The 22,814-nt window shown below is 71.1% G+C and carries 17 protein-coding genes and 3 pseudogenes; 5 read left to right on the top strand and 15 right to left on the bottom strand.

Features of this window, described 5'->3' with window-relative positions; all coding sequences use genetic code 11:
- Positions 1 to 10: 10 nt before the first annotated feature.
- The 3 genes and pseudogenes from LZG04_RS11210 to LZG04_RS42435 form a co-directional block, all read right to left on the bottom strand.
- Complete coding sequence (locus tag LZG04_RS11210; RefSeq protein ID WP_233815767.1) at positions 11 to 6,664, bottom strand: LamG-like jellyroll fold domain-containing protein; 6,654 nt, start codon at positions 6,662 to 6,664, stop codon at positions 11 to 13.
- A 117-nt stretch (positions 6,665 to 6,781) separates the two neighbouring features.
- Entirely contained in the window at positions 6,782 to 7,768 is a 987-nt protein-coding gene (locus tag LZG04_RS11205) for a GlxA family transcriptional regulator (RefSeq protein ID WP_233815993.1), read from the bottom strand.
- A 382-nt stretch (positions 7,769 to 8,150) separates the two neighbouring features.
- A pseudogene (locus tag LZG04_RS42435) lies at positions 8,151 to 8,387 on the bottom strand (fumarylacetoacetate hydrolase family protein); the annotation flags it as partial.
- 227 nt (positions 8,388 to 8,614) lie between these two features.
- Here LZG04_RS42435 and LZG04_RS11195 point away from each other — a divergent pair.
- On the top strand, positions 8,615 to 9,100 hold the full coding sequence (locus LZG04_RS11195) for a DUF2231 domain-containing protein (RefSeq protein WP_233815983.1): 486 nt from the start codon (positions 8,615 to 8,617) through the stop codon (positions 9,098 to 9,100).
- On the opposite strand, the pseudogene LZG04_RS11190 reads toward LZG04_RS11195, so the two are convergent.
- From LZG04_RS11190 to LZG04_RS11185, 3 genes and pseudogenes are all read right to left on the bottom strand, one after another.
- Positions 9,086 to 9,478 (bottom strand): annotated as a pseudogene (locus LZG04_RS11190) (transposase family protein); the annotation flags it as partial. The gene LZG04_RS11195 and the pseudogene LZG04_RS11190 overlap by 15 nt on opposite strands.
- Before the next feature lie 49 nt (positions 9,479 to 9,527).
- Positions 9,528 to 9,641 (bottom strand): annotated as a pseudogene (locus LZG04_RS42950) (hypothetical protein); the annotation flags it as partial.
- Between the two features lie 352 nt (positions 9,642 to 9,993).
- Positions 9,994 to 10,467 carry a ricin-type beta-trefoil lectin domain protein gene (locus LZG04_RS11185; protein ID WP_233815766.1) on the bottom strand — a complete coding sequence of 158 codons (474 nt, stop codon included), beginning with the start codon at positions 10,465 to 10,467 and terminating at the stop codon, positions 9,994 to 9,996.
- A 200-nt stretch (positions 10,468 to 10,667) separates the two neighbouring features.
- On the opposite strand from LZG04_RS11185, the gene LZG04_RS11180 reads away from it, so the two are divergent.
- Complete coding sequence (locus tag LZG04_RS11180) at positions 10,668 to 11,177, top strand: hypothetical protein (protein WP_233815765.1); 510 nt, start codon at positions 10,668 to 10,670, stop codon at positions 11,175 to 11,177.
- A 45-nt stretch (positions 11,178 to 11,222) separates the two neighbouring features.
- Positions 11,223 to 11,546 carry a substrate-binding domain-containing protein gene (locus LZG04_RS11175; RefSeq protein ID WP_308199055.1) on the top strand — a complete coding sequence of 108 codons (324 nt, stop codon included), beginning with the start codon at positions 11,223 to 11,225 and terminating at the stop codon, positions 11,544 to 11,546.
- Here LZG04_RS11175 and LZG04_RS11170 read toward each other — a convergent pair.
- Positions 11,488 to 13,614: an ATP-binding domain-containing protein gene (locus tag LZG04_RS11170; RefSeq protein WP_233815764.1), complete on the bottom strand. Its 2,127-nt coding sequence runs from the start codon at positions 13,612 to 13,614 to the stop codon at positions 11,488 to 11,490. The genes LZG04_RS11175 and LZG04_RS11170 overlap by 59 nt on opposite strands.
- A gap of 101 nt (positions 13,615 to 13,715) precedes the next feature.
- On the opposite strand from LZG04_RS11170, the gene LZG04_RS11165 reads away from it, so the two are divergent.
- On the top strand, positions 13,716 to 14,375 hold the full coding sequence (locus LZG04_RS11165; protein ID WP_233815763.1) for a TetR/AcrR family transcriptional regulator: 660 nt from the start codon (positions 13,716 to 13,718) through the stop codon (positions 14,373 to 14,375).
- Here LZG04_RS11165 and LZG04_RS11160 read toward each other — a convergent pair.
- Positions 14,349 to 15,143 carry an AfsR/SARP family transcriptional regulator gene (locus LZG04_RS11160; RefSeq protein WP_233815762.1) on the bottom strand — a complete coding sequence of 265 codons (795 nt, stop codon included), beginning with the start codon at positions 15,141 to 15,143 and terminating at the stop codon, positions 14,349 to 14,351. The two genes, LZG04_RS11165 and LZG04_RS11160, sit on opposite strands and share 27 nt — an antisense overlap.
- 1,030 nt (positions 15,144 to 16,173) lie before the next feature.
- Complete coding sequence (locus LZG04_RS11155) at positions 16,174 to 17,253, bottom strand: LLM class flavin-dependent oxidoreductase (RefSeq protein ID WP_233815761.1); 1,080 nt, start codon at positions 17,251 to 17,253, stop codon at positions 16,174 to 16,176.
- A 241-nt stretch (positions 17,254 to 17,494) separates the two neighbouring features.
- Here LZG04_RS11155 and LZG04_RS11150 point away from each other — a divergent pair, with 241 nt between their 5' ends.
- Positions 17,495 to 18,262 (top strand): SDR family NAD(P)-dependent oxidoreductase, encoded by a 768-nt coding sequence (locus LZG04_RS11150; RefSeq protein ID WP_233815760.1) that lies wholly within the window; start codon positions 17,495 to 17,497, stop codon positions 18,260 to 18,262.
- Positions 18,263 to 18,275: 13 nt separating this feature from the next.
- On the opposite strand, the gene LZG04_RS11145 is transcribed toward LZG04_RS11150, so the two are convergent.
- From LZG04_RS11145 to LZG04_RS11120, 6 genes are read right to left on the bottom strand one after another with little or no spacing between them, the layout of a single operon-like run.
- Complete coding sequence (locus LZG04_RS11145; protein ID WP_233815759.1) at positions 18,276 to 18,470, bottom strand: acyl-CoA carboxylase epsilon subunit; 195 nt, start codon at positions 18,468 to 18,470, stop codon at positions 18,276 to 18,278.
- 14 nt (positions 18,471 to 18,484) lie between these two features.
- A complete protein-coding gene (locus tag LZG04_RS11140; protein ID WP_374202801.1) occupies positions 18,485 to 20,104 on the bottom strand; it encodes an acyl-CoA carboxylase subunit beta in 1,620 nt (539 codons plus the stop codon).
- Positions 20,038 to 20,493 carry a nuclear transport factor 2 family protein gene (locus LZG04_RS11135; protein WP_233815758.1) on the bottom strand — a complete coding sequence of 152 codons (456 nt, stop codon included), beginning with the start codon at positions 20,491 to 20,493 and terminating at the stop codon, positions 20,038 to 20,040. The genes LZG04_RS11140 and LZG04_RS11135 overlap by 67 nt, the downstream gene beginning before the upstream one ends.
- Before the next feature lie 33 nt (positions 20,494 to 20,526).
- Entirely contained in the window at positions 20,527 to 21,432 is a 906-nt protein-coding gene (locus LZG04_RS11130) for an MBL fold metallo-hydrolase (protein ID WP_233815757.1), read from the bottom strand.
- Positions 21,429 to 22,472: an acetylserotonin O-methyltransferase gene (locus LZG04_RS11125; protein WP_233815756.1), complete on the bottom strand. Its 1,044-nt coding sequence runs from the start codon at positions 22,470 to 22,472 to the stop codon at positions 21,429 to 21,431. The genes LZG04_RS11130 and LZG04_RS11125 overlap by 4 nt, the downstream gene beginning before the upstream one ends.
- Positions 22,473 to 22,522: 50 nt before the next feature.
- On the bottom strand, positions 22,523 to 22,813 hold the full coding sequence (locus LZG04_RS11120) for an antibiotic biosynthesis monooxygenase family protein (RefSeq protein ID WP_233815755.1): 291 nt from the start codon (positions 22,811 to 22,813) through the stop codon (positions 22,523 to 22,525).
- Position 22,814: the final 1 nt, after the last annotated feature.

The following is a 22,814-nucleotide window of genomic DNA, read 5'->3' as shown; positions in this document are numbered from 1 at the left end:
GGCGTTCCCCTCAGGCTGCCGGAACGGGCGACGGGTACGTGATGTAACCGAGCGGTCCCTCGACCTGCCGGCCCTCGCAGTCCTCGCGCGTGGACACGAACCGCTGGCCGTTGACCGTGCACCGGTACACCTGCCGGGTGTCCACCTCGGCCGGCTTGACCGGCCACACGTACCCGATGACGCCGAGGTTCCGACCGCCCTCGCAGTCGCTTCGGGTGGAGGAGAACTCGTCGACACCGGTCCGGCAGCTCAGCAGCGGCACGGTGCCGGGCAGCGGGACCAGCGGCACCCAGCCCTGCACGTGCTCCAACCGGTAGCCCGGCAGCGTGCCGCCGGTGGTCGACCAGTGGTCGCGACCGGTCCGGCTGTAGTAGCGGGCGTACGGGGCGTAGGCGATCGTGTGGCCCAGCGGCACCTCGACGGTCGCGCCGGCGCCGCAGTCGGTCGCGTCGAAGCGCTCACCGCCGCCGGCCGCGCACCGGTACACCGGCATCGACGGCACGCCCTCGGGCGGGTCGGTGAACACCGGGCCCAACGTGCCCAGCGCGGTGCCGCCCTCGCAGGTCTCCTGGCGGGAGGTGAACCCGTCGCCCGTCCCGGACGCGCAGGCGTAGAGCGGGTGGGTGCCGGGGGTGTCGGCGGCCGGGAGCGTGCCCAGGGGCGCCACCATCCGGTACCCGGCCGGGAGCGTCGAGCTCGTGCTCATCGTGCGGCGCTCGCCGTTGACGTCGGCGAAGCTGCCCAGCAGGCCCGCCGGCGGCGGCGGCCACCCCGCCCGTTCGGCGATGTCCTGGTCGGACACCATGCCCAAATCCGCCCGGACCTCGTCGATCGCGCCCGGGAAGTACTCCGCCCCGACGCCGTCGACCTTGCTCCGGCCGATGGTGAGCGCACCGGTGGCCGGCCACAGCGCACCGGTCCCCCGTGCCCCGGCGGGCTGCCCGTCCACGTAGATCCGCAGCTCACGGGCCGCGCTGTCGTAGATCCCGACCAGGTGCGTCCACACCCCGACGCGGGCGGGTTGGGCCGACCTGACGTGGTAGGCCTCCGCGCCGTCGCTGTCGGACAGGCGGGTGCCGAACACCCAGCGGTTGAGCTCCGGCCGGTACTGCAGGGCGTACCCGCTCATCCGCGAGCCGTCCTGCGCCACGACCGTGGCCACCCGGTCGGCCCGGGACAGGCGCGCCCACGCGCTGACCGTGAAGCTGGACCGCATGGTGACCGCCGCCGAGGCCGCGACGGCGGAGTCGTCCACCCCGTCCAGCGACAGCGCACGGCCGCTCACGCCGTCCACGTAGGACACCCCCGCGCCGGGCGTCACCGGGTTGCCGCGCCCCGAGTGGTCCTCGCCGCTGTCGGCGTCGAACCTCCAGGAGGCGAGCTCGATCGCCGGGGCCGCGTCGTGCACCCGGCGCACCTCGCCGTCGGTCAACGCTCGGCTGTACGCCCGCACGTCGTCGATCCCGCGTGGGAAGTACCCGGTGGGGCCGCCGTTCGCCTTGCCGCGGCCGATGGTGAACGGGCCGGCCGACCCCGGCACGACCACCCCGAGCCGCAGGCCGGACAGCACGCCGTTGACGTAGAGCCTCAGCTCGCCGGTGGACTGCTCGTAGGTGACCACCAGGTGGGTCCAGTCGGCCGGGCCGGCCACCTCGGTCGAGGTCAGCGAGACCGGCTGGGCGCCGGCCGCGGCGGGCGCGACCACCACCGACCACCGGCGCGCGGTCGCGTCGTAGCCCAGCCGGAACGCGCCGGCCTGTGCGCCGTCCTGGCCGGCCACCGTCCGGTCGGTGGTGATCCCGCTCGCCAGGTACGCCCACGCGGCGACCGAGAAGCTCTGCTCGGTGCGCAGCGCCGGGCCGGCGGTCTCGGCGTATCCGGACGTACCGTCGAACCAGCCGGCGGCACGGTCGCGCCCGCCGATCCAGGTCGCGCCGCCGCGCAGGGTGGCCGGCAACCGGCCGTTGGCGTCGGCCGCGACCGTGCCGACGGCCTCGTCGAAGGTCCAGTGACCGGCGTCCGCGTCCGGGAGCTCCGCCGGCGCGGCCGGTGCCGGGAACGACCGGTACAACGCGCTCACCCGTGCCTTGTCCAGCGCACCGGTGTGCATCCGGACCTCGTCGACGTCACCCTTCCAGTACCCGCTCGCGGCCCCGCCCGCCTGGCCGCGTCCGATCCGCAGCGCTCCGCCCGCGGCCCACGGGGTGAGCAGGGTGCCGTCGTCGACCCGCGTGCCGTTGACGTAGAGCCACACCTTCCCGGTGGCCGCGTCGTACACGCCGGTCAGGTGCACCCACTTGTTCACCTCACCGGGCAGCACGCTCACCGCCGCCTCGGTGACCGACCCGTCCGGCTCGGGCAGCTCGAACACCCAGTACCCGCGGTCGCCCTGCGCGGTGTCGACCTGGTGGCCCAGCCGGAACTTGCTGTGCTGGGCGCCGTCCAGGCTCACCGCCGTGTACCGGCACGCGGTCGCGCACGTGTAGCCGTCCAACCGGACCCAGGACGAGACCGTGAACCCGCTCGCCACGTCGAGGTCGACGCCGCTGGTGGAGACCACGTCGTCGACGCCGTCCAGGTGCACGGAGTTGCCGACCCGGCCGGAGGTGAACGCCGCGCCGCCGGACAGCGCGCCGCCCCGGGTGCCGACCGAGTCGGCCGCGGTCGCACCGCCGCGCTCGTCGAGCTGCCAGTTGTGCACCAGGGTCAGGTCGCGGCCGGCCATCGCGCGGATCTCGTCCACGAACAGCGGACGGCCGTGCACCGACACGTCGTCCACCGCGCCCGCGAAGTCGCTGTCCATCTTGGACCGTCCGATGAGGAGGTTCCCGGTGGCGTTGAACGTGGTCGTGGTGTGGGCGGCGGACCCGGCCGGCAGGCCGTTGACGTACAGCTCGACCCGGCCGCGGTCCCGGCTGTAGACGCCGACCAGGTGCGTCCACACCCCCGACTGGACGGGGGTGCCGAGCGCCTCGTCGATGCCGCCGCCGCCGGAGATGTCCAGTCGCGGCATGGCGAACGACCACCGGCCGCCGGCCGTGGAGCGCAGGGTGAACCCGCTGAGCGTGGCGCCGCTCTGGGACACCACCGACGCCTGTCGGCCCGCCTGGTCGACCCGCGCCCACGCGCTGACCGAGAAGCTGCGGGTGGTGTCCACGGCGTTCGGCGCGCTGACGTGCTGGCCGGAGCCGGACAGCCGCACCGCGAGGTCCGCCGGGTCCGGTCCGGTGGTCTGGCCCGCCACCCAGGAGGGGTCGCCGACGAGTCCTCCGTCGCGTGACTTGCCGGAGGAGTCGTCGGCGGTGCCGTCGAGCTTCCAGGAACCCTCGCTCACGCCCTCCGCGCTGACGATGCCGCGGATCTCGTCGTCGGAGATGGCCCGGCTGTAGAGGCGGACCTCGTCGATGTCGCCGACGAAGTGGTCGTCGAGGTTGCCCCCGCCGATCCGCAGCGCCCCGGTCGCCCGCCAGCCCACCGTCCTCGCCTGCCGGCCGGCGAGTTCGCCGTCCACGTAGAACCGGATCTCCGGCACGGACGCGTCGTGGATCCCGACCAGGTGCACCCAGTCGTCGGCGACGGCCGCCTGCTTGGACTGGACGAAGTCGTAGCCGGTGGGCGGGTTGACGTCGTCGGACCTGGGCAGCACGAATACCCAGCGGTCCGTGGTCGCCTGGTACTGCAGGCAGACACCGCAGGTGTTCGTGCCGTGCTGGCTGACCACCGGCCGGGTGTCGCCGCCGGTGGCGTCCAGCCGCGCCCACGCCGCGATGGTGAAGCTCTGGTCGGTGCGCAGGGTCGGCTCGTTCGTGGTGGCGTGGCCGCGGCCGTCGAGGTGGAGCGCGCCGGTGCCCCGGTCGCCGCTCGCGCCCGGCGTGACGAACTCCGCGCCCTCCTCGCCGAGCACGGCCGCCTGGCCGCCCGGGACCGCGTTGGCCGCCGTCCGGCCGGGCTGGGAGCTCACCGCGCGCTCGTCGAACTTCCAGTGCGCGAGTTGCACGTTGCTGCTGCCGACCATGGCCTTCAGCTCACCGGTGCCGACCGCCCGGTCGAACAGCTGCACCTCGTCGACACCGCCCAGCCAGTGGTTCTGGTAGCCGCCGCCGAGCAACGCGTTGCCGATGTGCACCTCGCCGTCGGCGTTCCAGGTCGACCGGTGGACGACGGTCGCGGACAGCACGCCGTTGACGTACAGCCGCAGCTCCCCCTTCTCGGCGTCGTACACGCCGGCCAGGTGGGTCCAGGTGTCCTCCGCCGCCGGCTGGGTGGCCTGGGCGGTGACCACGGTCGCGGTCGCCGTCGGCGTGGTGGCCATCCGGACGAACCAGTGGCCCGCGCCGGCCTCGGTGCGGTACCCGAGCTCGAAGCCCGCGACGGCCGCACCGGACTGGCTGACCGCGGTGTGGGTGTGCACGACGTCGTCCAGCCGCACCCACGCCGCGGCGGTGAAGCTCGCGTCGGTGGAGACCGCGCGCGGCGCGGTCACCGTGCCGCCACGCTCGAACCGGACGGCGTTGCCGACCGCGCCCGGCTGGTAGGTCGTCGGCCCGTGCACCGTGCCGTGCCGGTCGCCCAGGAACGCGGTGTCCTGCGCGTTGCCCTCGAAGGACCACTGGGACCGGGCGCCGTTGCCGGCCCGCACGTGCGTGTGGTGCTCGCGGATCCCGCTCTCGTTCCCCGCCTTGTCCACGCTCTGCACGTAGAGTGTCTGCACGCCGTCGGCGGGTGGCGCGGTGGTCACCGTGCCCGGTCCGCCGAGGCTGGACGCGAGCACCTTGGTGGTCGGCGGGGTCGTCCAGCCGTACCGGTAGTGGTCGATGTCGCCGTCGGCCGCCGGCGGCGTGAAGGTGAACGTGCCCGGCACACCGGCGCCGCCGTGCCAGGCGTTGTCCGCGGGATAGGTCGGGCTGGCGATGGTCGGCGCGTCCGACGGTGGTGTCGTGTCGACGGTGAACGATGGACCGCGCACGACCGGCCCGGCGAGCTCCCCGTCGGAGATCCCCAGGGTCCAGTCGACCTTCGTGCCGTCGGCGTAGGCGTCGGTCTCGATGGACGTCCGGGCGCGCAACCCGGACGAGAGCGCCTGCTTCTTCACGAGCGCGGGCGACCCGATGAGCCAGGACGCGGTGACCTGGCCGCCGTCCGGGTCGGAGCCGACGCCGGTGAGGGAGAGGGTGGTGTCAGGGGCGTAGGTCACCCCGGCGCACCAGTGACAGGGCGAGAGCGCGGGCTCCGTGCGCAGGTCCGTCGGGGCGAGCGGCCGGCGGTTGTACTCGATCTCGATCTTCGGGTAGTAGCCGTCCTGGACGTAGAACCGCTTCCAGCCGGCGTCGCCGGTCTCGTCGCCGGCCCGCAGGCCGAGCGTGACCAGCCCGTTCTGGTTCGCGCCCGCCTCGACGGCGCCGGTCACGTTCACGCCTACCCAGTCCGGGCCGCAGGGCTGGCCGAGCTTGGCCGCCGAACGGGGCCATGCCTGCTGCCCCCAGAACTTGTTCCAGTGCGAGGTCCAGGTGGTGCCCGGGCCGATCGGGTCGGTCACGTGCAGCACCATGTTGTCCACGGCGGCGGTGTCGCAGGTGTTGGCGTACTTCCAGACCTGGTAGACCTTGAAGGTCGCGCCGATCACGTCCGCGCCGCGCACCGCGTCGAGGTTGAACTGGAACACCGACCGGTCGAGGAAGTCGGACGCGTAGCCGGGCGCGTGACCGATCCGCGCCACGCCCTTGATCCGGGTGTCCTCGTCGTGCGGGCGCAGGTTCCAGTTCGCCTGCCCCGGGAACGCCTGGCGGATCAGGGTCCACGAGTTGTGCGCCATCGGCGTGGTGAACGAGTGGTAGGGGTCGATGACGATCGGCAGCCGGGCCGCCGGGTCGGCCAGCAGCGCGGGGTCCGGCAGCAGGGTGAGCGTGCCGTCGCCGAGCTCGACCCCGACCCGCCGCTCGGTGCGCGGCGCGTCGCCGTCAGGGCTGTCCCACATCAGCGGGGCGGCGGCGGAGTGGACGACCGCTCCCGAGGCGTCCGTGGCGGACAGGTTCCCGGCCTCGTCGGCGCGCAGGCTCAGCCCCTTGGTTGCCAGGCCGAACCGGACGCGGGCCAGGGCGGGGTCCGCGGCGGCCTCCCGCGTCCGGACCACGAGGTCGTGGCCGAAGCCCTGGTCGGTCGCCCGCACCCGCAGGTCCACGCCGGGCAGCACGTCCGGGTAGGTGGCGGTGTCGCCGTCGACGTGCGGCACCGGCAAGGCCCGCGGCCAGGTCAGGGTCAGCTCCGCGCCGCCCGCCGCGACCCTGGCCAAGGGCGTGGCGCCACCACCGGACAACCGCACGTCGACCGGGCCGGCCTTCGGGGCGAGGCCGCCGTCGGAAGTGGTGGTCAGGTCGGTGTCGACCGGTACCCAGTCGTCACCGCGGCGCACCCGCACCGGCCCGACGGACTGCTCGACCGTCCAGGTGCCGGAGGGGTTGGCGTAGGTCGTGGCGGTCTCCGTGCGCAGGCCGGCGACCTCGACCCGGGTGCCCTGCCGGCGTGCGGCCAGCGACGCGGACAGCTCGTCGGGTGCTTCGGCCACCGGCGCGGGGTCGGGCGGCGGTGCGGACGTCCACGGCTGGACCGACACCAGCACGAAGGCGGCTATGACGGACAGGACGGCGAACAGGACGACACCGCGCACGCGCGCCATTAGGCCCCCAAGGTCTGCTCTCGCGTGCGTCCCCCGACGCCGCCTCGCTCTGGTCGGCGTGAACTGGTCCTGTGGCCCGGTCTCCGCACCGCAGGACCCCTGCGTTGTTCACGAACCGGAAGTGTGTGCCCCTGAAGGCGCCAGTGGCTCGGGCATGTCCGACATCCTGCGAATCCTGTCCCCCGTCACCCCGTAGTGGTCCAGGAACGCCTGCCGCATGGTCTCCGCCGACCGGAACCCGCACCGGCGCGCGATCGTGGCCAGCGGCAGCTCGCTGCCCCGCACCAGGTGCGCGGCGGCTTCCGTGCGCGCCGCGCGCACCGCCCGTGCGGGCGTGGTCCCCAGGTGGGTGGAGAAGAGCCGGTTCAGGTGCCGGGTGCTGACCCCGGCCCGCGCCGCCAGCACCGACGTGCTCAGGTCCTCGGCCAGGTGCGCGCTCAGGTAGCCGAGCAGGTCGCGCACCAACCGGTCGCCCGGCGGCGGGGCGGACAGGAACATGCTGATCTGCGCCTGGTCGCCGGGCCGGTGCAGGTAGGTCACCAGCTCGCGGGCCACGGCGCGGGCGATGGTCGGCCCGTTGTCGTCCTCGATGAGCGCCAGGGTGAGGTCGAGCGCGCTGGTGATGCCGGCCGAGGTGTAGACGTCGCCGTCCCTCACGTACAGGGGCGCGGGGTCCACGGCCACCGACGGGTACCACCTCGCCAGCCACTCGCCGTAACGCCAGTGCGTGGTGACCCGCCGATCGTCCACCAACCCGGCGGCTGCCAGCACGAACGCCCCCGTGCACACCGACGCGATCCGCCTGGACCGCGCGGCCAGCCGGCGCACCTGGGCCAGTAACCGCTCGTCCTGGGTGGCGGCCCAGCTGCCCACACCGCCGACCACCATCACGGTGTCGATCGACCCGTGCACGGTCGGCAGCGGCCGCGCGCCGCCGAGCGTGATCCCGGACGAGCTCCGGGCCTCCTCCCCGCTGAGCGTCGCCAGCTCGACCGAGTACCCTGGCGCCGCACCGTGCCGGTTCGCGATCTCCAACGCACCGCTGGGACACGCCACGTCCAGGATCTGGGCGTCGTCGTAGGCGACGATCACCATCCGCCGCTGGTCTCCGTTTCCCTTGCCCATGCCGGAAACCTATCGGGGCTCGCCGCCGGTCAGCGGCGTTTCTCCGCACGAAGGCCGACGGTGGGACCGGGCTGTCACGGCCTGGTCTGCGGCCGGCGGCGGGCGCGTGGCAACGGTCGGCCTCGACCCCGGCGACCACCCTGGTCCTGATCCGCCCGATGCCCTCGAGAGTGTGTCGCCGGGGCACGGCGGGGGCGACTCCGCTTCCCTGCCCACAGCTCGGCCGGGCAGCCGCCGTTGCCGGAGCCGAGCACGTCACCCGGTCGCACGAGCGCGCCCCGGGAGGCGTCCCCTCGACCGTCCAGCTCATGGTGGACAGCAGGTCGGAGCCGACGAGGCGGCCGTTCACCTCGGCGGTCACGGCCAGGCGCAGCACGCCGTCCTCGCGGTACGCGTCCAGCTCGTCCGGCGTGACCAACCAGGGTCCGAAGGTGGTGGCGGTGTCCTTGCCCTTGCCCTTGCACGGACCGAGGACCACGGCCATCTCGGCGGGCTGGAGGTCGCGGGCGGACCAGTCGTTGAAGATCGTGTAGCCGGCGATGTAGTGGACATGACGGAGCAGGGTGTCGGGCTGTGGTTGCGCCGCCACGGCTTCACCCCGCAGCGCCGGAACGGACCGCTCGCGTCGTTCGCCACGAGCGGCGCTCCCGTCAAGCCACCGGCGGACATCGACCCATCGTCGGTGTCGCGTCCCTGCGACCCGGTCACGGCCCGAGGTCAAGTGTCACCCGGTCGGGTCTTGTTCCACCTCCGGTGGACTGAGACCGCGAACGGCGGGAAGCCGTGTGACGAACCGTTCCGAGGAGGTGGGCGACCGTGCGCCACCGTGTCCAGATCGCGCGCTGTGCCGCAGAGCCGATCCTCGTCATCTCACCTCCCGGCCTGCTGACCACGGCCGTCGGGTTCGACCTGCTGCGCATCCTCACCCACCGTCCCGGATTCGACGTGACCGCGGCCCACCTCATCGCCGCCGGAGTGGTGCTCGGAGTCCTCAGCACAGCGGCGGCGTGGATCGAGTGGTCCGTGTCCGCCCCACCCCAAAGCCCCATTCGAAAGGTTGGCCGGCTCCACGCCCTGACCAACATCGCCATGTTGACGCTGTTCGCCAGCAGCTGGCTGCTCAGGGCCGAGCAGCCCGCCTGGCAGGCCACCGGCCCTGCGCTCGCCCTCGCCTGCACCGGGGTCCTGGTCAGCGCCATCGGCGGCTGGCTGAGCGGTGAGCTCATCGAGCGGCTCGGCGCCGCCGAGCACAGCCGAACCAACCTGCCCAAACCCATCATGAAACCGGCCTACCGAGCCTGACGACCCGACGAATGCGTAAATGGCCTTGGCCAGGCGGCCGGCGCGGTACGGGGCAGCAGCGGAGCGTGCACAGGACGCGCCAGGTCTTGAGTTGGGCGTTGGCGCGTTCACCGGAGCCGCGGAGCCGGGCGTGGGCGGGGTTGGCGTCCTTCTGCGACTGCAGCTTGTTCTTTCCCTTGTACGGGGTGAGCAGATGGTCGCCGGTCTGGTCGTAGCCGTGGCAGCCCTTGCGGCGGTGTCGTGCGTGCTGCCCGGCAGTTGGCCGGACGCCCACAGGATCGTGCCGTCCGGCGAGGCGATCACCTGCAGGTTCACCCCGTGCATCCGATGCTTGCCCGAGTAGAACGGCCGGTCGGCGGCGACCCGGTCGATCGGGATCGGCACCGGCAGCGTCCGACCACGTGCTTGAGGAGCAATGCGCCAGCCGGGCCAACTCCCGGTACGACAGGGCACCCGCCTTCTGCCGCAATCTGCGCAGGTCGACAGCGAGCTCGGTCAAAGCAGATCCGTCGGACTCCAACGGACGCTCGGCACGCGGCACCGAACTTCCCCATCGCGTTGATGAACACTCACGGTGCCCGCCCCGATGTTCGGCGTGCGGCGATCAACACCAGGTAACCCGATCGGTGGATCCGGCTTGCCATTGCCCGGGCGTTGTTGACTGGCAGTCACTACCGGCGCAGGGGACCGGCGTCCGGTTCACCCGACGCTGACGTTCGTCGCGCCCTCGGGGAGCCGCGGCCAACGCGGCGAAGTCCAGGCGGCCGTCGCGCACTGCCACGCTTCTCCCCGTCCACCAGCACCTCACCCAGGTCCGAGTTCTTGCTCGTCCGGCAGGGCGACGGCGGGCCGCCAGCGGACGGCCCGCCGCGCTCACGGGGTCACCGGGTTCATCACACCTGGTCGATCACCCATCGAGACGCCGTCTCGATGCTGGGCTGGAAGACCACGTTGGCACCGAGGGCTCCGTTCCCGTCCAGGAACTTACCGCTCCAGTCGTGCCTGATGGACTTCTTCGAAGTGCTCGAGATGGTCGTCCACTTCTGATACGCGCCACCGTTGCAGGGGAATGTGTAGACATCCGCGCCGTTTCCGTCGAGGCAGTGGCCCGATACCGGGTTCCTGAAGATGCCGCCGCTGATCGTCCACACCTGCTTCGCGCTGCGGTCACAGTTGCCGAGGACGAGGTTTCCCTTGCCGCCTGAGATGTTCACCTGGAGGCAGGAGTTGATGCCGTTGGCGTTGATCACCTGGTAGTACACCGGCGCCGCCTGCGCCGTGGTTGCGGTACCGGCCAGCAGCGTCGACCCGAACGCGACCGCCGCGCCCACACCGACGAGTCGAATGCGCTTTCCCTTGAGTCCCATGATTTATCCCTCGAGTTCAGACTATTGGCGCGCGTCGCGAACTGGCGGCGGCGTGTGTGTATTGACGTCTCCGACCTGGTTGATCGGGCACCGGTTCCAGGTATAGCGTGAAAACGTTGTCCGGTGTCGGGGCGTGACCGCCGGACAACAACGTCCGGCCAATCTTCGACGTCATCGAACCACTCTCCGGGTATCAGTACATGCTCGGCCGCGTCACCTTGGCCCACCTTGAGTTCGAGGCGGAGATCGCCGCGATCACCGGGAAGCCATCCGACATCATCGGCCATCCACTGATCAAACCGACCACCGGACATGCATTAGGCAAGATCGGCGGATTGAAGTTCGTCGACGAAACCGGCAAGAACACCACCGACGAAGTCCGCTGCAGCATGGATGCCGACGAGTTTGACCGCCGAATGGCTGAAACGAACTTCCGATCGCCGGCCAGTGAAGAATCCCCGCAGGTGGCCTCGTGCGGTCGCATCGTCATGCGCGCAACCAGGGCGACTGGAGATCCGCCGAGCAAGTTGCCGGCACTGACCTGTGGCGGTCCAGTCGATCACCGCTCCGGCTGGGTGGGCCAGATGTGGCACCGCCCTCCCAGATCGACACGCTCGCCATCCGGCGACGGACGTCCGGGCAAGAAGGACCCCCGCGATGTTCACTGGTCCCGTGCGTCAACCGGGGTCGAGCCTGGTTGGCCTGGGTGAGACAGCTGTCAAGCGTGAGTTCATCCGCCTTGGCCGTCCCCGGACATCGACCTCACCACCGTCCACGTGCCACACGAGGAACTGGGCCGCACCGCCGTGCGCATGGCCCTGGAACGCGTGCGCACCAAGTCCCAGACGGCCGAGCACGTCATGCTCGGCACCCACATCGTCATCCGCGACCCGGTCCGCACCCTCATCCACCACGAGCCTCCGACGACCGGGTACACCCGCGCGGGGTTCTCCCCGGTGGAGAAAGCCGTGACACCACGACGGAGCTCCACGGCCTCGCATCACCACGAACCGGACGGCTTCAGTCGGTCATCGCGAGTTCCCGCGTCAGGGGTTCCGGCAGGCGTTCGGCGTGGATGACGTGCAGGTTGCTGACGGCTCGGGTCAAGGCGACGTAGAGGCGTTGGAGGCCGCGCTGCTCCGCCTGGGCGATGCGGGCCGGTTCGACGACGACCACGGTGTCGAACTCCAGTCCCTTGCTGAGCGTGACCGGGGTCAGGGTGAGGCGTTCGGCCTCCAGACCCGCACCGTCGGTGCCCAGCACGGTGTGCGGCAAGCCGTTGTCGGAAAGGGCCCGGTGCAGGCCTGGGATGTCGTCGTCGGCGGCGATGAGGCCGATCGCCCCCTCCCCGGCCAGTGCGGCGACGCAGGTCGTGACGGTGGTCGCGATCTTCTCCCCCGGCGCGGTCTCGGTGATGTGCAGGGCGTCGGCGGTGTGGCGGAACGAGGTCGGGCCGGTGAGCCCAGGCGCGATGTGCGGCAGGAGGCGGGCGGCGAAGTCGATGACCTCGGTCGGCACGCGGTAGCCGCGGGTCAGTTCCTCGACCCTTCCGTTCGCCCGGTCGAGGTGTTCGAGGACCTCGGTCCAGGACCGCACCGCGGCCGGGCTGGTGGACTGTGCCAGGTCGCCGAGGACGGTGCAGGAGCCGGTCAGTCGCCGGGCGATCGCCCGGATCTGCATCGGGCTGAGGTCCTGGGCCTCGTCGACCACGACGTGCCCGAGCTTGGCCGGGCGCTCGACCAAGGCCTGGACCTCGTCGAGCAGGGCCAGGTCAAGGCTGGTCCAGCCGATCGACCTCGCACCGCGCGGCCGGGGCGTGAGCAGGATGGCCCGCTGCTCGTCGGCGGAGAGGACGCCGGCCGCGGACCGCGCGAGTTGCGCCTCGTCGGTGAGGAGGTCGAGGACCAGGCGGGCGCGGTCGACCTCGGGCCACATCCGTCCGACGGCGCGGTTGATCGCCTTGTGGCGGCGGAGCTGCGCCATGGTGGCGGTCGGGGTGCCCGCTTGCTCCATCCGGCGCAGCACGAGGTGTGCCAGGCGTTGGGCCAGCAGCTCACGGCCGGTGCCGTAGTCGACGCCGCGGCCGAGCACGGCCTCGACCTCCTCGGCCAGTTCCTCCGGGGACAGCCGCCAGGTGCGGTGCTGGTGCTTGACCTCCACCACCTCGTCGAGCGGCCGGATGCGCGCCCACAGGTGGCGTCGGAGCACCTCGGCCATCCTGGCATCCCCCTTGACCCGCGCCGATTCGGGCGAGTCGACGCGCCCGACAGCGATGCCGGGGCCGATCAGCTCGTCGATGGTGGCCTGGGAGACCTCGACCTCGCCGAGGGCGGGCAGGACGTTGCGGATGTAGGAGAGGAAGGAGCGGTTGGGCCCGATGACCGCGACCCCGCCGTCCTTCCGCAGGCGTTCCCGCTCGGTGTAGAGCAGGTAGGCCAGGCGGTGCAGGCCCACCGCGGTCTTCCCCGTGCCGGGTGCGCCCTGGATGCACAACGTGCGGTCCAGCGGGGCGCGGACCAGGCTCATCTGCTCGGGCTGGATCGTGGCCACGATGTCGCGCATCGGGCCCTTGCGCGGCCGCTCGATCTCCTCGGCCAGGAAATCGCTCCCGCCGCCCGCCCCGGTCGGGCGGTCGATCGGCTCGTCCTCGTACGCGGTCAGGACACCGTTGTGGTCGAAGCCGTACCGGCGGCGGACCCGAACGCCCATCGTCTCCTGGGTGCTGGCCTCGTAGAAGGCGCGTGCCAACGAGGCGCGCCAGTCGATGACCATGGGCTCGCCGTCGTCGTCGCGGACACCCCGGCGGCCGACGTAGACGAGATCACTGGTCGGTGTGCGCGTGGGCGATCCGCTCCGCCGCACGCGGTCGGCGACGCCTTCGTAGACCTCGTTCGCCGGGTAGTCCAGGCGGCCGAAGAACAGCGGTGCGCCCTCGATGTCGGCCAAGTCCTCGATCACCTGGACGCGGAACTGGCGCAGCATGTGGTTGAAGTACTTGTCCACCACGTCCTCGCCCTCCCCCGCACCCGTGGCCAGCATCGTGCCGACCTCCTCACGCATGCGGGCGAGCTGGGCGCGGCAGGCGTCCAGGTAGTCGCGTTCGGCGCGGATCTCGGACTCGACGGAGCCCTCGTCAGGCTGGCGCATGGTCTTGACGGACCTCACAAGGAAGGCAGGATCTCTTAACTCGGTCAAGTATACGACCCAGTCAACTTCCTGACCGAGGCAGACTAGGCTAGGCTGTACCCATGGAGGAGCTCGGACTGCGGGAGCGCAAGAAGCGCCGCACCCGCGAGGCGATCGTGGAAGCGGCCTTCGCCTTGTTCCGGGAATCGGGTTTCGACGACGTCTCCGTCGCCGACATCGCCGCCGCCGCCGAGGTGTCCAAGCCGACCCTGTTCGCCTACTTCCCCACCAAGGAAGACCTCGTCCTGCGCCGGTTCATCGACGACGCCAAGAACCCGGCCCAGGTCGTACGGGACCGCCCGGCGGGCGCGTCCGCGCTCGAAGCCCTCCGGCGGAGCTTCCTCGACCGGCTGGCCGAGCGAGACCCCCTGACCGGCTTGAACGACACGCTGCCGGCCATCACGTTCCACAACCTGCTGTACTCCACACCGACGCTGATGACCCGCCTGACCACCTACATGCTCGACCAGGAACGGGAACTGACCACCGAGTTGCTCGCCTCGGGCGGGCTGAGCGACGAGTTCACCGCCCACCTCGTTGCCGCCCAGGTGTTCGGCACGCAGCGGGTCCTCGCCGACCACAACGCCCGTGACCTCCGCTCCGGCCGCAGTGCCCACCGCACCTTCCCGGCGGCGGTCGCCCGCGCGGAAACGGCCTTCGACCTCCTGGAGCGCGGCTTGGCGCCGTTGTGGCCCTCACAGGAGGCCGTACTCCCGCAGTGACAGCTCCTGCGTGTTCTCCAGCACCGCCTGGTGCAGGCGCTGCATGCGCGCGGACGGTTCCACGCCGAACTCCTCCACCAGCGAGACGCGCAGGTTGCGGTACACCTCGAGGGCACGCCATGCGGCGCCGGACCGCTGGAAGGCAATCATCAACAGCGCGCAGAAGTTCTCATCCATCGGGTTCTGCTCCACCAGCACGCGCAGTTCCGGCACGAGCGCCGCGTACTTGCCCAACTGGCAGTCGGCGACGATTCGGCGTTCGAGGGCGCGCATGCGGGCCTCCTCCATGCCGACGGTCTCCGTGGTCAGGACTCGCCCCGTCGGGATGTCCATGAGCGCCGGGCCCCGCCAGAGGTCGAGCGCGCGGCTGAGGATCCTGGACGCGCCGAGCGCGTCGCCGTTGTCGAGCGCGGCCTCGCCGTCAGCGGCCAGGCGTTCGAACTCAAGCAGGTCGAACGAGGCGCAAGTGGCGTTCAACTGGTAGCCGTTGAAGCTGGTGAGCAGCAACTCCTTCGCCGCCCCGCGGGAGTCCGATGGCAGCGTCATGGCGATCAGCCGACGCAGTTTCAGGATGTAGGTCTGCAGGGTCGTTGTCCCGCTGCGCGGGATGTCGTCGCCCCACAGCTCCTCCATGAGGGTGGCGACCGGGACCGCGCGACCGCACCGGAGCGCCAGCAGGATGAGCAGCTGTCTCGGCTTGCCCGCGGTCGGCATGATCGACTTGCCGCACAGTGCGACCGAGGCGGAGCCGAGCACCTTGACGTCCATCGACCGGCCGTGGTCCAACCGACCTGCCTGCCTCGGCACCACCACGGGAGCACCGTGGTCGTACCCGCCGATCGAACGCAGGTCAGTGAAATCCGTATACGTACCGCGCACCATGCGTCCCCCCGTATGTGATTTGACTCCGGCAACAACCGGCCGGCTCTACGAGCAGCTTCTCCCACGCCACCGGCATGACCAGATGATGCGTTGCTGAAGTTGGATTCATCGTGCTCGTCGGCACAAGTATTGAGCGCTTTGAGCGCATCGACCACCCAGCACGAGGTGTGCGCTCACGCAAAACCCTTCCCCCGAGCACCCAGTCGCGCCAGGAAAACGGAAACCCCATCCATTCCGATCACCCGGTGTCACCATTACACTACCAGAACCCCGCCCCCTCGCCGGTGATGCGGAACGCACCCACCTCGGCAGACCTGGTCATTGTGCGAGTTTCGACGACAAGGCGAACCACCAGTCCCCCGCCGTGCCGCGCCGGCGCCCGACCTCACGACATTCCCGCGCGAGGCGTATTCGACCACCATTCAAAAAATACTCGACCAGCCGACCCGCCGCGGCGAAGCCGGATACGACACCACGCCTGCTCAACAACAGGAGAAATGGCTTTCGGTCACATCCGCGTCGTGCCCGAAAACCACCGCCGCCCGGTTGCGGTCCGGTCGAAAGCCACCCCACACCCGGTCGCCGCGCTTGGCCCGCGGCCCTGAACCCGACGAGCGGGCACCTCCCCGACCGACGACTGCGCACCTGGGGCAGGCATCCACCCCCCTCCCTGGTCCGTGAACACCACGGCACCACACTCTACCAACAAGTTGGTTGGGCGTCGCCGTAGATTCGAACTCCACCGCATCAGCCGACGAGCGGCGCGAGGCGGTCGGACCCCCTGCCCCCTCGACACCCGGACGACCGAAGGCAGCGGAGGATCCTCCGCCGCCTTCGAGGCACTCACCCGTTGTGGTGTCCGCGACCCGGTCGGCGGTGTGCGCACCCACCGCCGACCGGGTCGGTATTCACCGCATCAGGAACCGACGGGGCTGCCGGCGGCGCCGAGCCGTGGCAGCACGTGTTCGGCGAACAGGCGCAGGCTCTGTTCGGCTTCCCGGTACGTCGCGGTGCCGGAGTTCACCTGGAGGCTCACCGTCACGTCACCGAACCACTCGCGGACCTCCGCCAGCTGCGCCGCCACCTCCTCCGGCGTGCCCGCCAGGACCTTGTTCTCCGCCAACTGCTGCCGGTAGTCGGCCTTGCGCACCTTTTCCGCGAGGCGCTCGTAGCCGGCGTAAGCCGAACTGCGGGCCCGGCCCCACGATTCGACGGCCTCGACGAGGCTCGCCGTGTAGTGCTCGATCTGCCGCCGGCCCGCCTCGCGCGCCCGGTCGCCGTCCTCCGCGACGGACAGGGTGTAGCTCATGTGCACTTGGCCGCCCTGCGGGTCGTGTCCACCTTCCGCACGCCCCGCGCGGTAGACGCGCAACATCTCCTGCACGTGCTCGCGGGACGAGATCGACGGCACCAGCAGGACCCCGTAGCCGTTGCGCCCGGCGCGCTCACCGGACTCGGGCGTGAACGCCGTGGCCACCAGGATGGGCGGGTGCGGCCGCTGGTACGGGCGCGGCAGGAGGGTGACCGGGCCGAACCGGTGGAACCGTCCCTCCCAGACGAGGTCCTGCTCCGTCCACAAGCGCCTGATCGCCTCGACGTTCTCGTCGAAGCGGTCACGGCTCTCGTCCAGCGGCACCTGGAACGCCTCGAACTCGTCGGGCAGGAAGGCGCGGCCGAAGCCGACGTCCAGCCGCCCCCGCGAGATGTTGTCCAACATGGCCAACTTCGCCGCGAGCTTGACCGGGTGGGTGAACGCCGGGATGGCGGCGCCGGTGACCAGCCGCAGTCGTCGGGTACGCGCCGCGGCGGCGGCCAGGAAGGTCACCGGGTCGGGGCTGTAGCCGCCGTAGCGGAAGAAGTAGTGCTCGACGGTCTTCACGTGGTCGAATCCCAGCTCGTCGGCGAGCTCGGTCAGCCTCAGGCTCTCGTCGTAGTACTGCGCCGCGGACCGGTCGGAGGGTCCGAGGGTGGGGAAGAAGTTGATGCCGAAGCGCATGATCAGTCTCCTGCTGGTGAGTCCAGCCGGGCATGCCGGCGCACATCGAGCGACCCTCGCTGAACGTGATGAGGAAGACCTGCCCGAACGTCGTGCCGTCGAGCCTGGCATCCCGGTGTCGCGCGACGCTTGAGCATCGCCTGACCCCTCCGCCCAGGCGGCCACCCCGCCGCGGTCGCCCCGTCCACCGGTGTAGCGCCGCTCCACGGGTGCTCAAGCGGAGCGTTGTTGACTCGTGGCCATGACTACCGATGCAGGAGAGGACATCCGGCGCGCGGCCGTCGTCACCGGGGGCGGTGCCGGCATCGGCCGCGCCGTGGCCAGGGAACTCGCCGCACACGGCTACGGGGTGCTGGTCGTCGGGCGGACCGAGCGGACGCTGGAGGAAACGGCCGACGGGTACGACTCGATCCACCCGCTCGTCGCCGACATCACCGCCGCAGACGCACCGTCGGTCATCGTCGCCACCGCCCTCGAGCGGTTCGGCCGGATCGACGTCCTGGTCAACAACGCCAGCATCGCCCTGCCACGGTCGCTCTCCGACATCACGGCCGACTCCCTCGACACCCAGTTGGCGGTGAACCTCCGCGCGCCCATCCTGCTGACCAGTCACGCGGTCGACGCGCTCGCCGCAACCGGTGGCATCGTGGTCAACATGTCGTCCGCCGGTTCGCTGGGCAGGCGCGGCTGGCCGTACTTCACCGCCTACGGCGCCACCAAGGTGGGACTCGACTTCCTCACCAGGACGTGGAGCATCGAACTCGCTCCGCTGGGCATCCGGGTGGTCGCCGTGGCGCCCGGCGTGATCGACCGGGGACCCGGTGGCGCGATGGGAGCCGACGCCGACGCGTACCACAGGTTCCTGTCCGACATCGCCGAGCGGACACCGCTGCGACGGGTGGGCGAGACGACCGAGGTCGCGTGGTGGATCTCCCAACTCGTCAAGCCCGAGGCGGCGTTCGCCACCGGCACGATCTTCGTGTTGGACGGCGGGCTCAGCGTCACGTGACGCCCGCTCCGGATCACCAGGCGCGGAGTCCCCGACCCTGCCAGCTGTGCGCGGGCCGCGACATCGGCCGGTCCGGACGGCACCAACCCGGCGAAGCGGCACGAGGTGCCCGCGCGGACGACGGCCGCGCCGACCGCAGCGCCAGTAGCGCCGCGACCAGCGCGGCCAGTTCGTCGTCGCCCGGCCGGCCCCTGACGATCCGGATCATCTCCGCCTGCCCGGTCACTGCGGTGGGTTGCCGTGTTTGCGGGCAGGCAGGTCCGCGTGCTTCTCACCGAGCACCGCCAGGGACCGGATCAGCACCGCCCGGGTCTCACGGGGGTCGATGACGTCGTCGACCAGGCCCCGTTCGGCCGCGTGGTACGGGTGCATCAGCTCGGCCTGGTACTCCTTGATCATCCGCGCACGCATCGCCGCCGGGTCGTCGGCGGCGGCGATCTGCTTGCGGAAGACCACGTTCGCCGCACCTTCAGCACCCATCACCGCGATCTCGTTGGTCGGCCAGGCGTACGCCAGGTCCGCGCCGATGGACCGGGAGTCCATCACGATGTACGCGCCGCCGTAGGCCTTGCGCAGCACGACCGAGATCCGCGGCACGGTGGCGTTGCAGTAGGCGTAGAGCAGTTTCGCGCCGTGCCTGATGATCCCGGCGTGTTCCTGGCCGACGCCGGGCAGGAAGCCCGGCACGTCCAGCAGGGTCACGAGCGGGATGTTGAAGCTGTCGCACATCTGCACGAACCGGGCGGCCTTCTCGCTCGCCGCGATGTCCAGCACACCGGCCAGGTGCCGGGGCTGATTGGCGATCACGCCGACGACCCGGCCGTCCAGCCTGGCGAGCGCGCAGACGACGTTCGGGGCCCACTGGGCATGCACCTCGAAGACGGTGCCCTCGTCGACGATCTCCGCGATCACGTCGACCACGTCGTACGGCTGGTTGTGATCGGCGGGGACCAGGGCCGGCAACGACTCGCAGACCCGGCCGGCGTCGTCGTCGGTGTCCACCACCGGGGGCAGCAGGCGATTGTTCTGCGGCAGCAGCGAAAGCAGGTGCCGGACGTCCTCGAGGCAGGTCCGCTCGTCGTCGTACGCGAAGTGGCAGACACCGGACGTGCCGGCGTGCACGTCCGCGCCGCCGAGCCCGTCCTGCGTGATCTCTTCGCCGGTGACCGCCCGCACCACCTCAGGGCCCGTGACGAACATCTGCGCGGTGCCCCGGACCATGAAGACGAAGTCCGTGAGCGCCGGCGAGTACGCCGCCCCACCGGCGCACGGGCCGAGCACGACGCTGATCTGCGGGATCACGCCGGAGGCCCGCGAGTTGCGGCGGAAGATCCCGCCGTACCCGGCCAGCGCGGTCACGCCCTCCTGGATCCGGGCGCCCGCGCCGTCGTTCAGCGACACCAGCGGCGCGCCCGCGGCCAGTGCCATGTCCATGATCTTGTGGATCTTCTCGGCGTGCGCCTCGCCCAGCGAGCCGCCGAAGACGCGGAAGTCGTGCGCGTAGAGGAACACCGTCCTGCCGTGCACGCTGCCCCAGCCCGTGACGACGCCGTCCGTGTGCGGCCGGTTCGCCTCCAAGCCGAAGCCGGTCGCGCGGTGCCTGCGGAAGGGCTCCACCTCGTGGAAGGTTCCCGGGTCGAGCAGCAGCGCGATCCGTTCCCGTGCGGTGAGCTTGCCCTTGCCGTGCTGGGCGGCCGTGGCGCGTTCGCCCGGTCCGTCGAGGACCCGGCGTCTCAGCTCCGTCAGCTCCGCCACGGGGTCGTGGGCACCGGCGGTCACGACGGGCTCCCGCCACGGGCGTCGGCGTCGTCGCGCAGCACGACGCGGCGGGCGACCAGCCATCGCGCCCCGTCCCGGACGAGCTCGTCCCGCATCACGGTGGACGTCGTGATCCGGGTCGGCTCGCCGGGCGTCGAATCGACGACCAGCACGTAGGACACCGTCCGGGCACTGTCGCCGGACAGCTCGACGAGGTTCATGTTGGTCTGCACGTGCCTTCGCACGGTGCCCGCCTCGTCGAGCCTGGCGACAGTGCTGCGCGTGCCCACGAGCAGCGCCTGCCGCCCCTTCACCTCCGGCGCGTCGTTCGGCGGCACGAAGACCCCGTCCTCGGTGAAGGTGTCCACCCACCCCTCGGCGTCCCCGTCATCGAGGACCGCCATCTGCTCGGCGTAGAACTGGCCGAGCTCGGCCCACGCGATGTGCCTCTCGACGGTCGTGGAGTCGGTCATCAGCACTCATCCCCTCATGTCCGTGTGTCAGGGCTACGCGTCGCACCGGGGCAGCCCGCCGTTGAAGTCGACCATCTCCTCGAACGCGGTGCGCACCGGCAGCTCGGCGCCCAGCTGCGACCCCGGTGCGGTCAGTTCGGCATGGGCGCGGTGCAGGTTGCCCACGATCCGCTCCGGGTCCAGCAGCTTCGCGAACGCGCCGAGGTCCGCCCGGTGGGCCGTCTCCAGCGGCGTCCAACCCCGCTCGACACCGAACCGCGCGACGTCGAGGAGCCAGCGGAGGTACTCCTCGTTGTCGTCGAGCACCTCGGGACCGGAGACCTTCCCGTGGCCGCAGACGACCGTGCGCGCGCCGAGCCCGCGCAGACGGGCCAGGGCACGCAGCGATCCGGCGACCGATCCCATCAGGACGAAGGGCGTCACCCCGCTCATCGCCACGTCGCCCGCGAACAGCACCCGCGGTTCCGGCAACCACGCCACGACGTCGTTCGTCGTGTGCGCCGGCCCCACGAACAACAGTTGCACGGTGCCGGAGACGAGTTCGAGGTCGAGCTGGTCGGAGAAGGTCACGTGCGGCTCGACGAGCGAGACCTCGCCCCACTGGACGTCGGGCCAGAGCGATTGCAGGCCCAAGCCGGCCTTCTGGATCTCGGCCGGGGCCGCGTCGTGGGCTATCACGGTCGCCGGCGGCGAGAAGGCACAGTTGCCGAAGATGTGGTCGCCGTGGTGGTGGGTGTTCACGACGTACCGGACCGTGCCCTTTCCCAGGCTCTCCACCGCGTCCCGGAGGGCGTGCGCCCGGCTGATCGTCGCGGCGGTGTCGATGAGGATGGGACCGTCGCGGCCGCACAGCACGCCCGCGTTGCTCACGCACCAGCCACCGGGCTCCTGCGTGTAGGCGTAGGCGCCGTCCGCCAGCTCCGTCAGCGCGGTCGTCACGCCGATGCGCCCGTCGTGACGACCGCGATGCTCGACGGCGCGCTCAGCGCGACGGTCTCGACGAGCCGCAGCCCGGCCCCGGCCAGCAGGTCGCGCAGCTCCTGCTCGGTGCGGTCGCGCCCGCGGGTCAGGGCCATCATCGTGATGTCCATGAACTTGCCCGGGTGCGGCACGTCGCCCTCGGGCAGGATCGGGTCGACGATCAGCAGCTTCCCGCCCGGGACCATCGCCTCGCGGATGTTGCGCAGCACCACCAGCCCTTCCTCGTCGCTCAGCTGGTGGAACACGTGCGAGAGCACGTAGGCGTCGCCACCGGCGGGCACCGACTCGAAGTAGTCGCCGCCGACCACTTCGATGCGCGACCGGTGGCCGGTGCCGTCCAGGAACTCCCCGGCGCCCGAGACCACGTGCGGTTGGTCGAACAGGACCGCCCGCAGGTCCGGGTAGCGGTCCAGGACCATCGCGATCAGGTGGCCGTGCGCGCCGCCCACGTCGACCAGGAGCCGGATGCCGCTGAAGTCGTAGGCCGCCACGGCGGCTCGCTGCACCTGGCGCGCGCCGTTGCCCATGGCCCGGCTGAACAGCGCCGTCATCTCCGGCCGCGCTGCCAGGTACTCGAACAGCGACGCCCCGTTGACGTGCTCGAAAGCCGGTTCTCCGGTGCGGACGGTGTGCTCGATCGCGCCGTAGGCGTCGCGCATGAACGGCTTGCCCTGGAGCCGGAAGACGTCCCGCATGGAACGTTCGGCGTCCGACCGCAACGTGTCCGCCAATGGCGTGAGGCCGAACTCGCGCCGGGAGACCTCCGTGAACACGCCCTTGCTGGCCAGCGCCCGGAGCACGCGGTACAGCGAGTCCGCGTGCGTCCCCGTGCGGGCCGCCAGTTCGTCGACCGGCAACGGGCCGTCCACCAGGTGGTCGGCCACGCCCAACTCGGCGACGGTGCTGAGCATGTGGCCCAGCCGCAGGCCGCTGTGGAACTCGGTCATCCTGGCGATCACCGAGGTCGTGTCCACGTGCTCTTCGACAAGCTCCGACATGTGCTCTCCCCTTCGTACTCAAGACTCCGACGACTTGCCGTGAGCGCGGCTCACGCCTGGTACTCCTGCACGACCTCGCAGAGCAACGATTCCGACGACGCGAGTTCGCGCAAGGCGCCGGCGTGTGGCTCGAACGACGGGTCGGCGACCGCGGCCCGCAGCGCGTCCTCGTCGGCCCACTCGGCGATGTTGAGGTAACGCGGTTCCGCCCCGTTCACCCGCACCAGGCGGTGCCGGCGGTAACCGTCCTTCTTCGTCATGAAATCCGATGTGCTCGCGAAGACCCGTTCGAACTCGGTCTCGTCACCGTGGACGCGGAACAGGTTGACGAAAATAAGCACC

The organism is Saccharothrix sp. S26, assembly GCF_021390395.1.
Classification (GTDB): Bacteria; Actinomycetota; Actinomycetes; order Mycobacteriales; family Pseudonocardiaceae; genus Actinosynnema.
The sequence above is the reverse complement of the archived record's forward strand: the minus strand, read 5'-3'. Positions and strand labels throughout refer to the sequence as shown.

Excerpts from the sequence above, each read along its gene's own strand:
- LZG04_RS11205 (WP_233815993.1), bottom strand. The coding sequence starts at position 7,768 with ATGGTGATCGTCGCCTACGACGACGCCCAGATCCTGGACGTGGCGTGT.
- LZG04_RS11185 (WP_233815766.1), bottom strand. The coding sequence starts at position 10,467 with ATGGGACTCAAGGGAAAGCGCATTCGACTCGTCGGTGTGGGCGCGGCG.
- LZG04_RS11180 (WP_233815765.1), top strand. The coding sequence starts at position 10,668 with ATGCTCGGCCGCGTCACCTTGGCCCACCTTGAGTTCGAGGCGGAGATC.
- LZG04_RS11170 (WP_233815764.1), bottom strand. The coding sequence starts at position 13,614 with ATGCGCCAGCCTGACGAGGGCTCCGTCGAGTCCGAGATCCGCGCCGAA.
- LZG04_RS11165 (WP_233815763.1), top strand. The coding sequence starts at position 13,716 with ATGGAGGAGCTCGGACTGCGGGAGCGCAAGAAGCGCCGCACCCGCGAG.
- LZG04_RS11160 (WP_233815762.1), bottom strand. The coding sequence starts at position 15,143 with ATGGACGTCAAGGTGCTCGGCTCCGCCTCGGTCGCACTGTGCGGCAAG.
- LZG04_RS11155 (WP_233815761.1), bottom strand. The coding sequence starts at position 17,253 with ATGCGCTTCGGCATCAACTTCTTCCCCACCCTCGGACCCTCCGACCGG.
- LZG04_RS11150 (WP_233815760.1), top strand. The coding sequence starts at position 17,495 with ATGACTACCGATGCAGGAGAGGACATCCGGCGCGCGGCCGTCGTCACC.
- LZG04_RS11145 (WP_233815759.1), bottom strand. The coding sequence starts at position 18,470 with ATGATCCGGATCGTCAGGGGCCGGCCGGGCGACGACGAACTGGCCGCG.
- LZG04_RS11140 (WP_374202801.1), bottom strand. The coding sequence starts at position 20,104 with ATGGCTGGTCGCCCGCCGCGTCGTGCTGCGCGACGACGCCGACGCCCG.
- LZG04_RS11135 (WP_233815758.1), bottom strand. The coding sequence starts at position 20,493 with ATGACCGACTCCACGACCGTCGAGAGGCACATCGCGTGGGCCGAGCTC.
- LZG04_RS11125 (WP_233815756.1), bottom strand. The coding sequence starts at position 22,472 with ATGTCGGAGCTTGTCGAAGAGCACGTGGACACGACCTCGGTGATCGCC.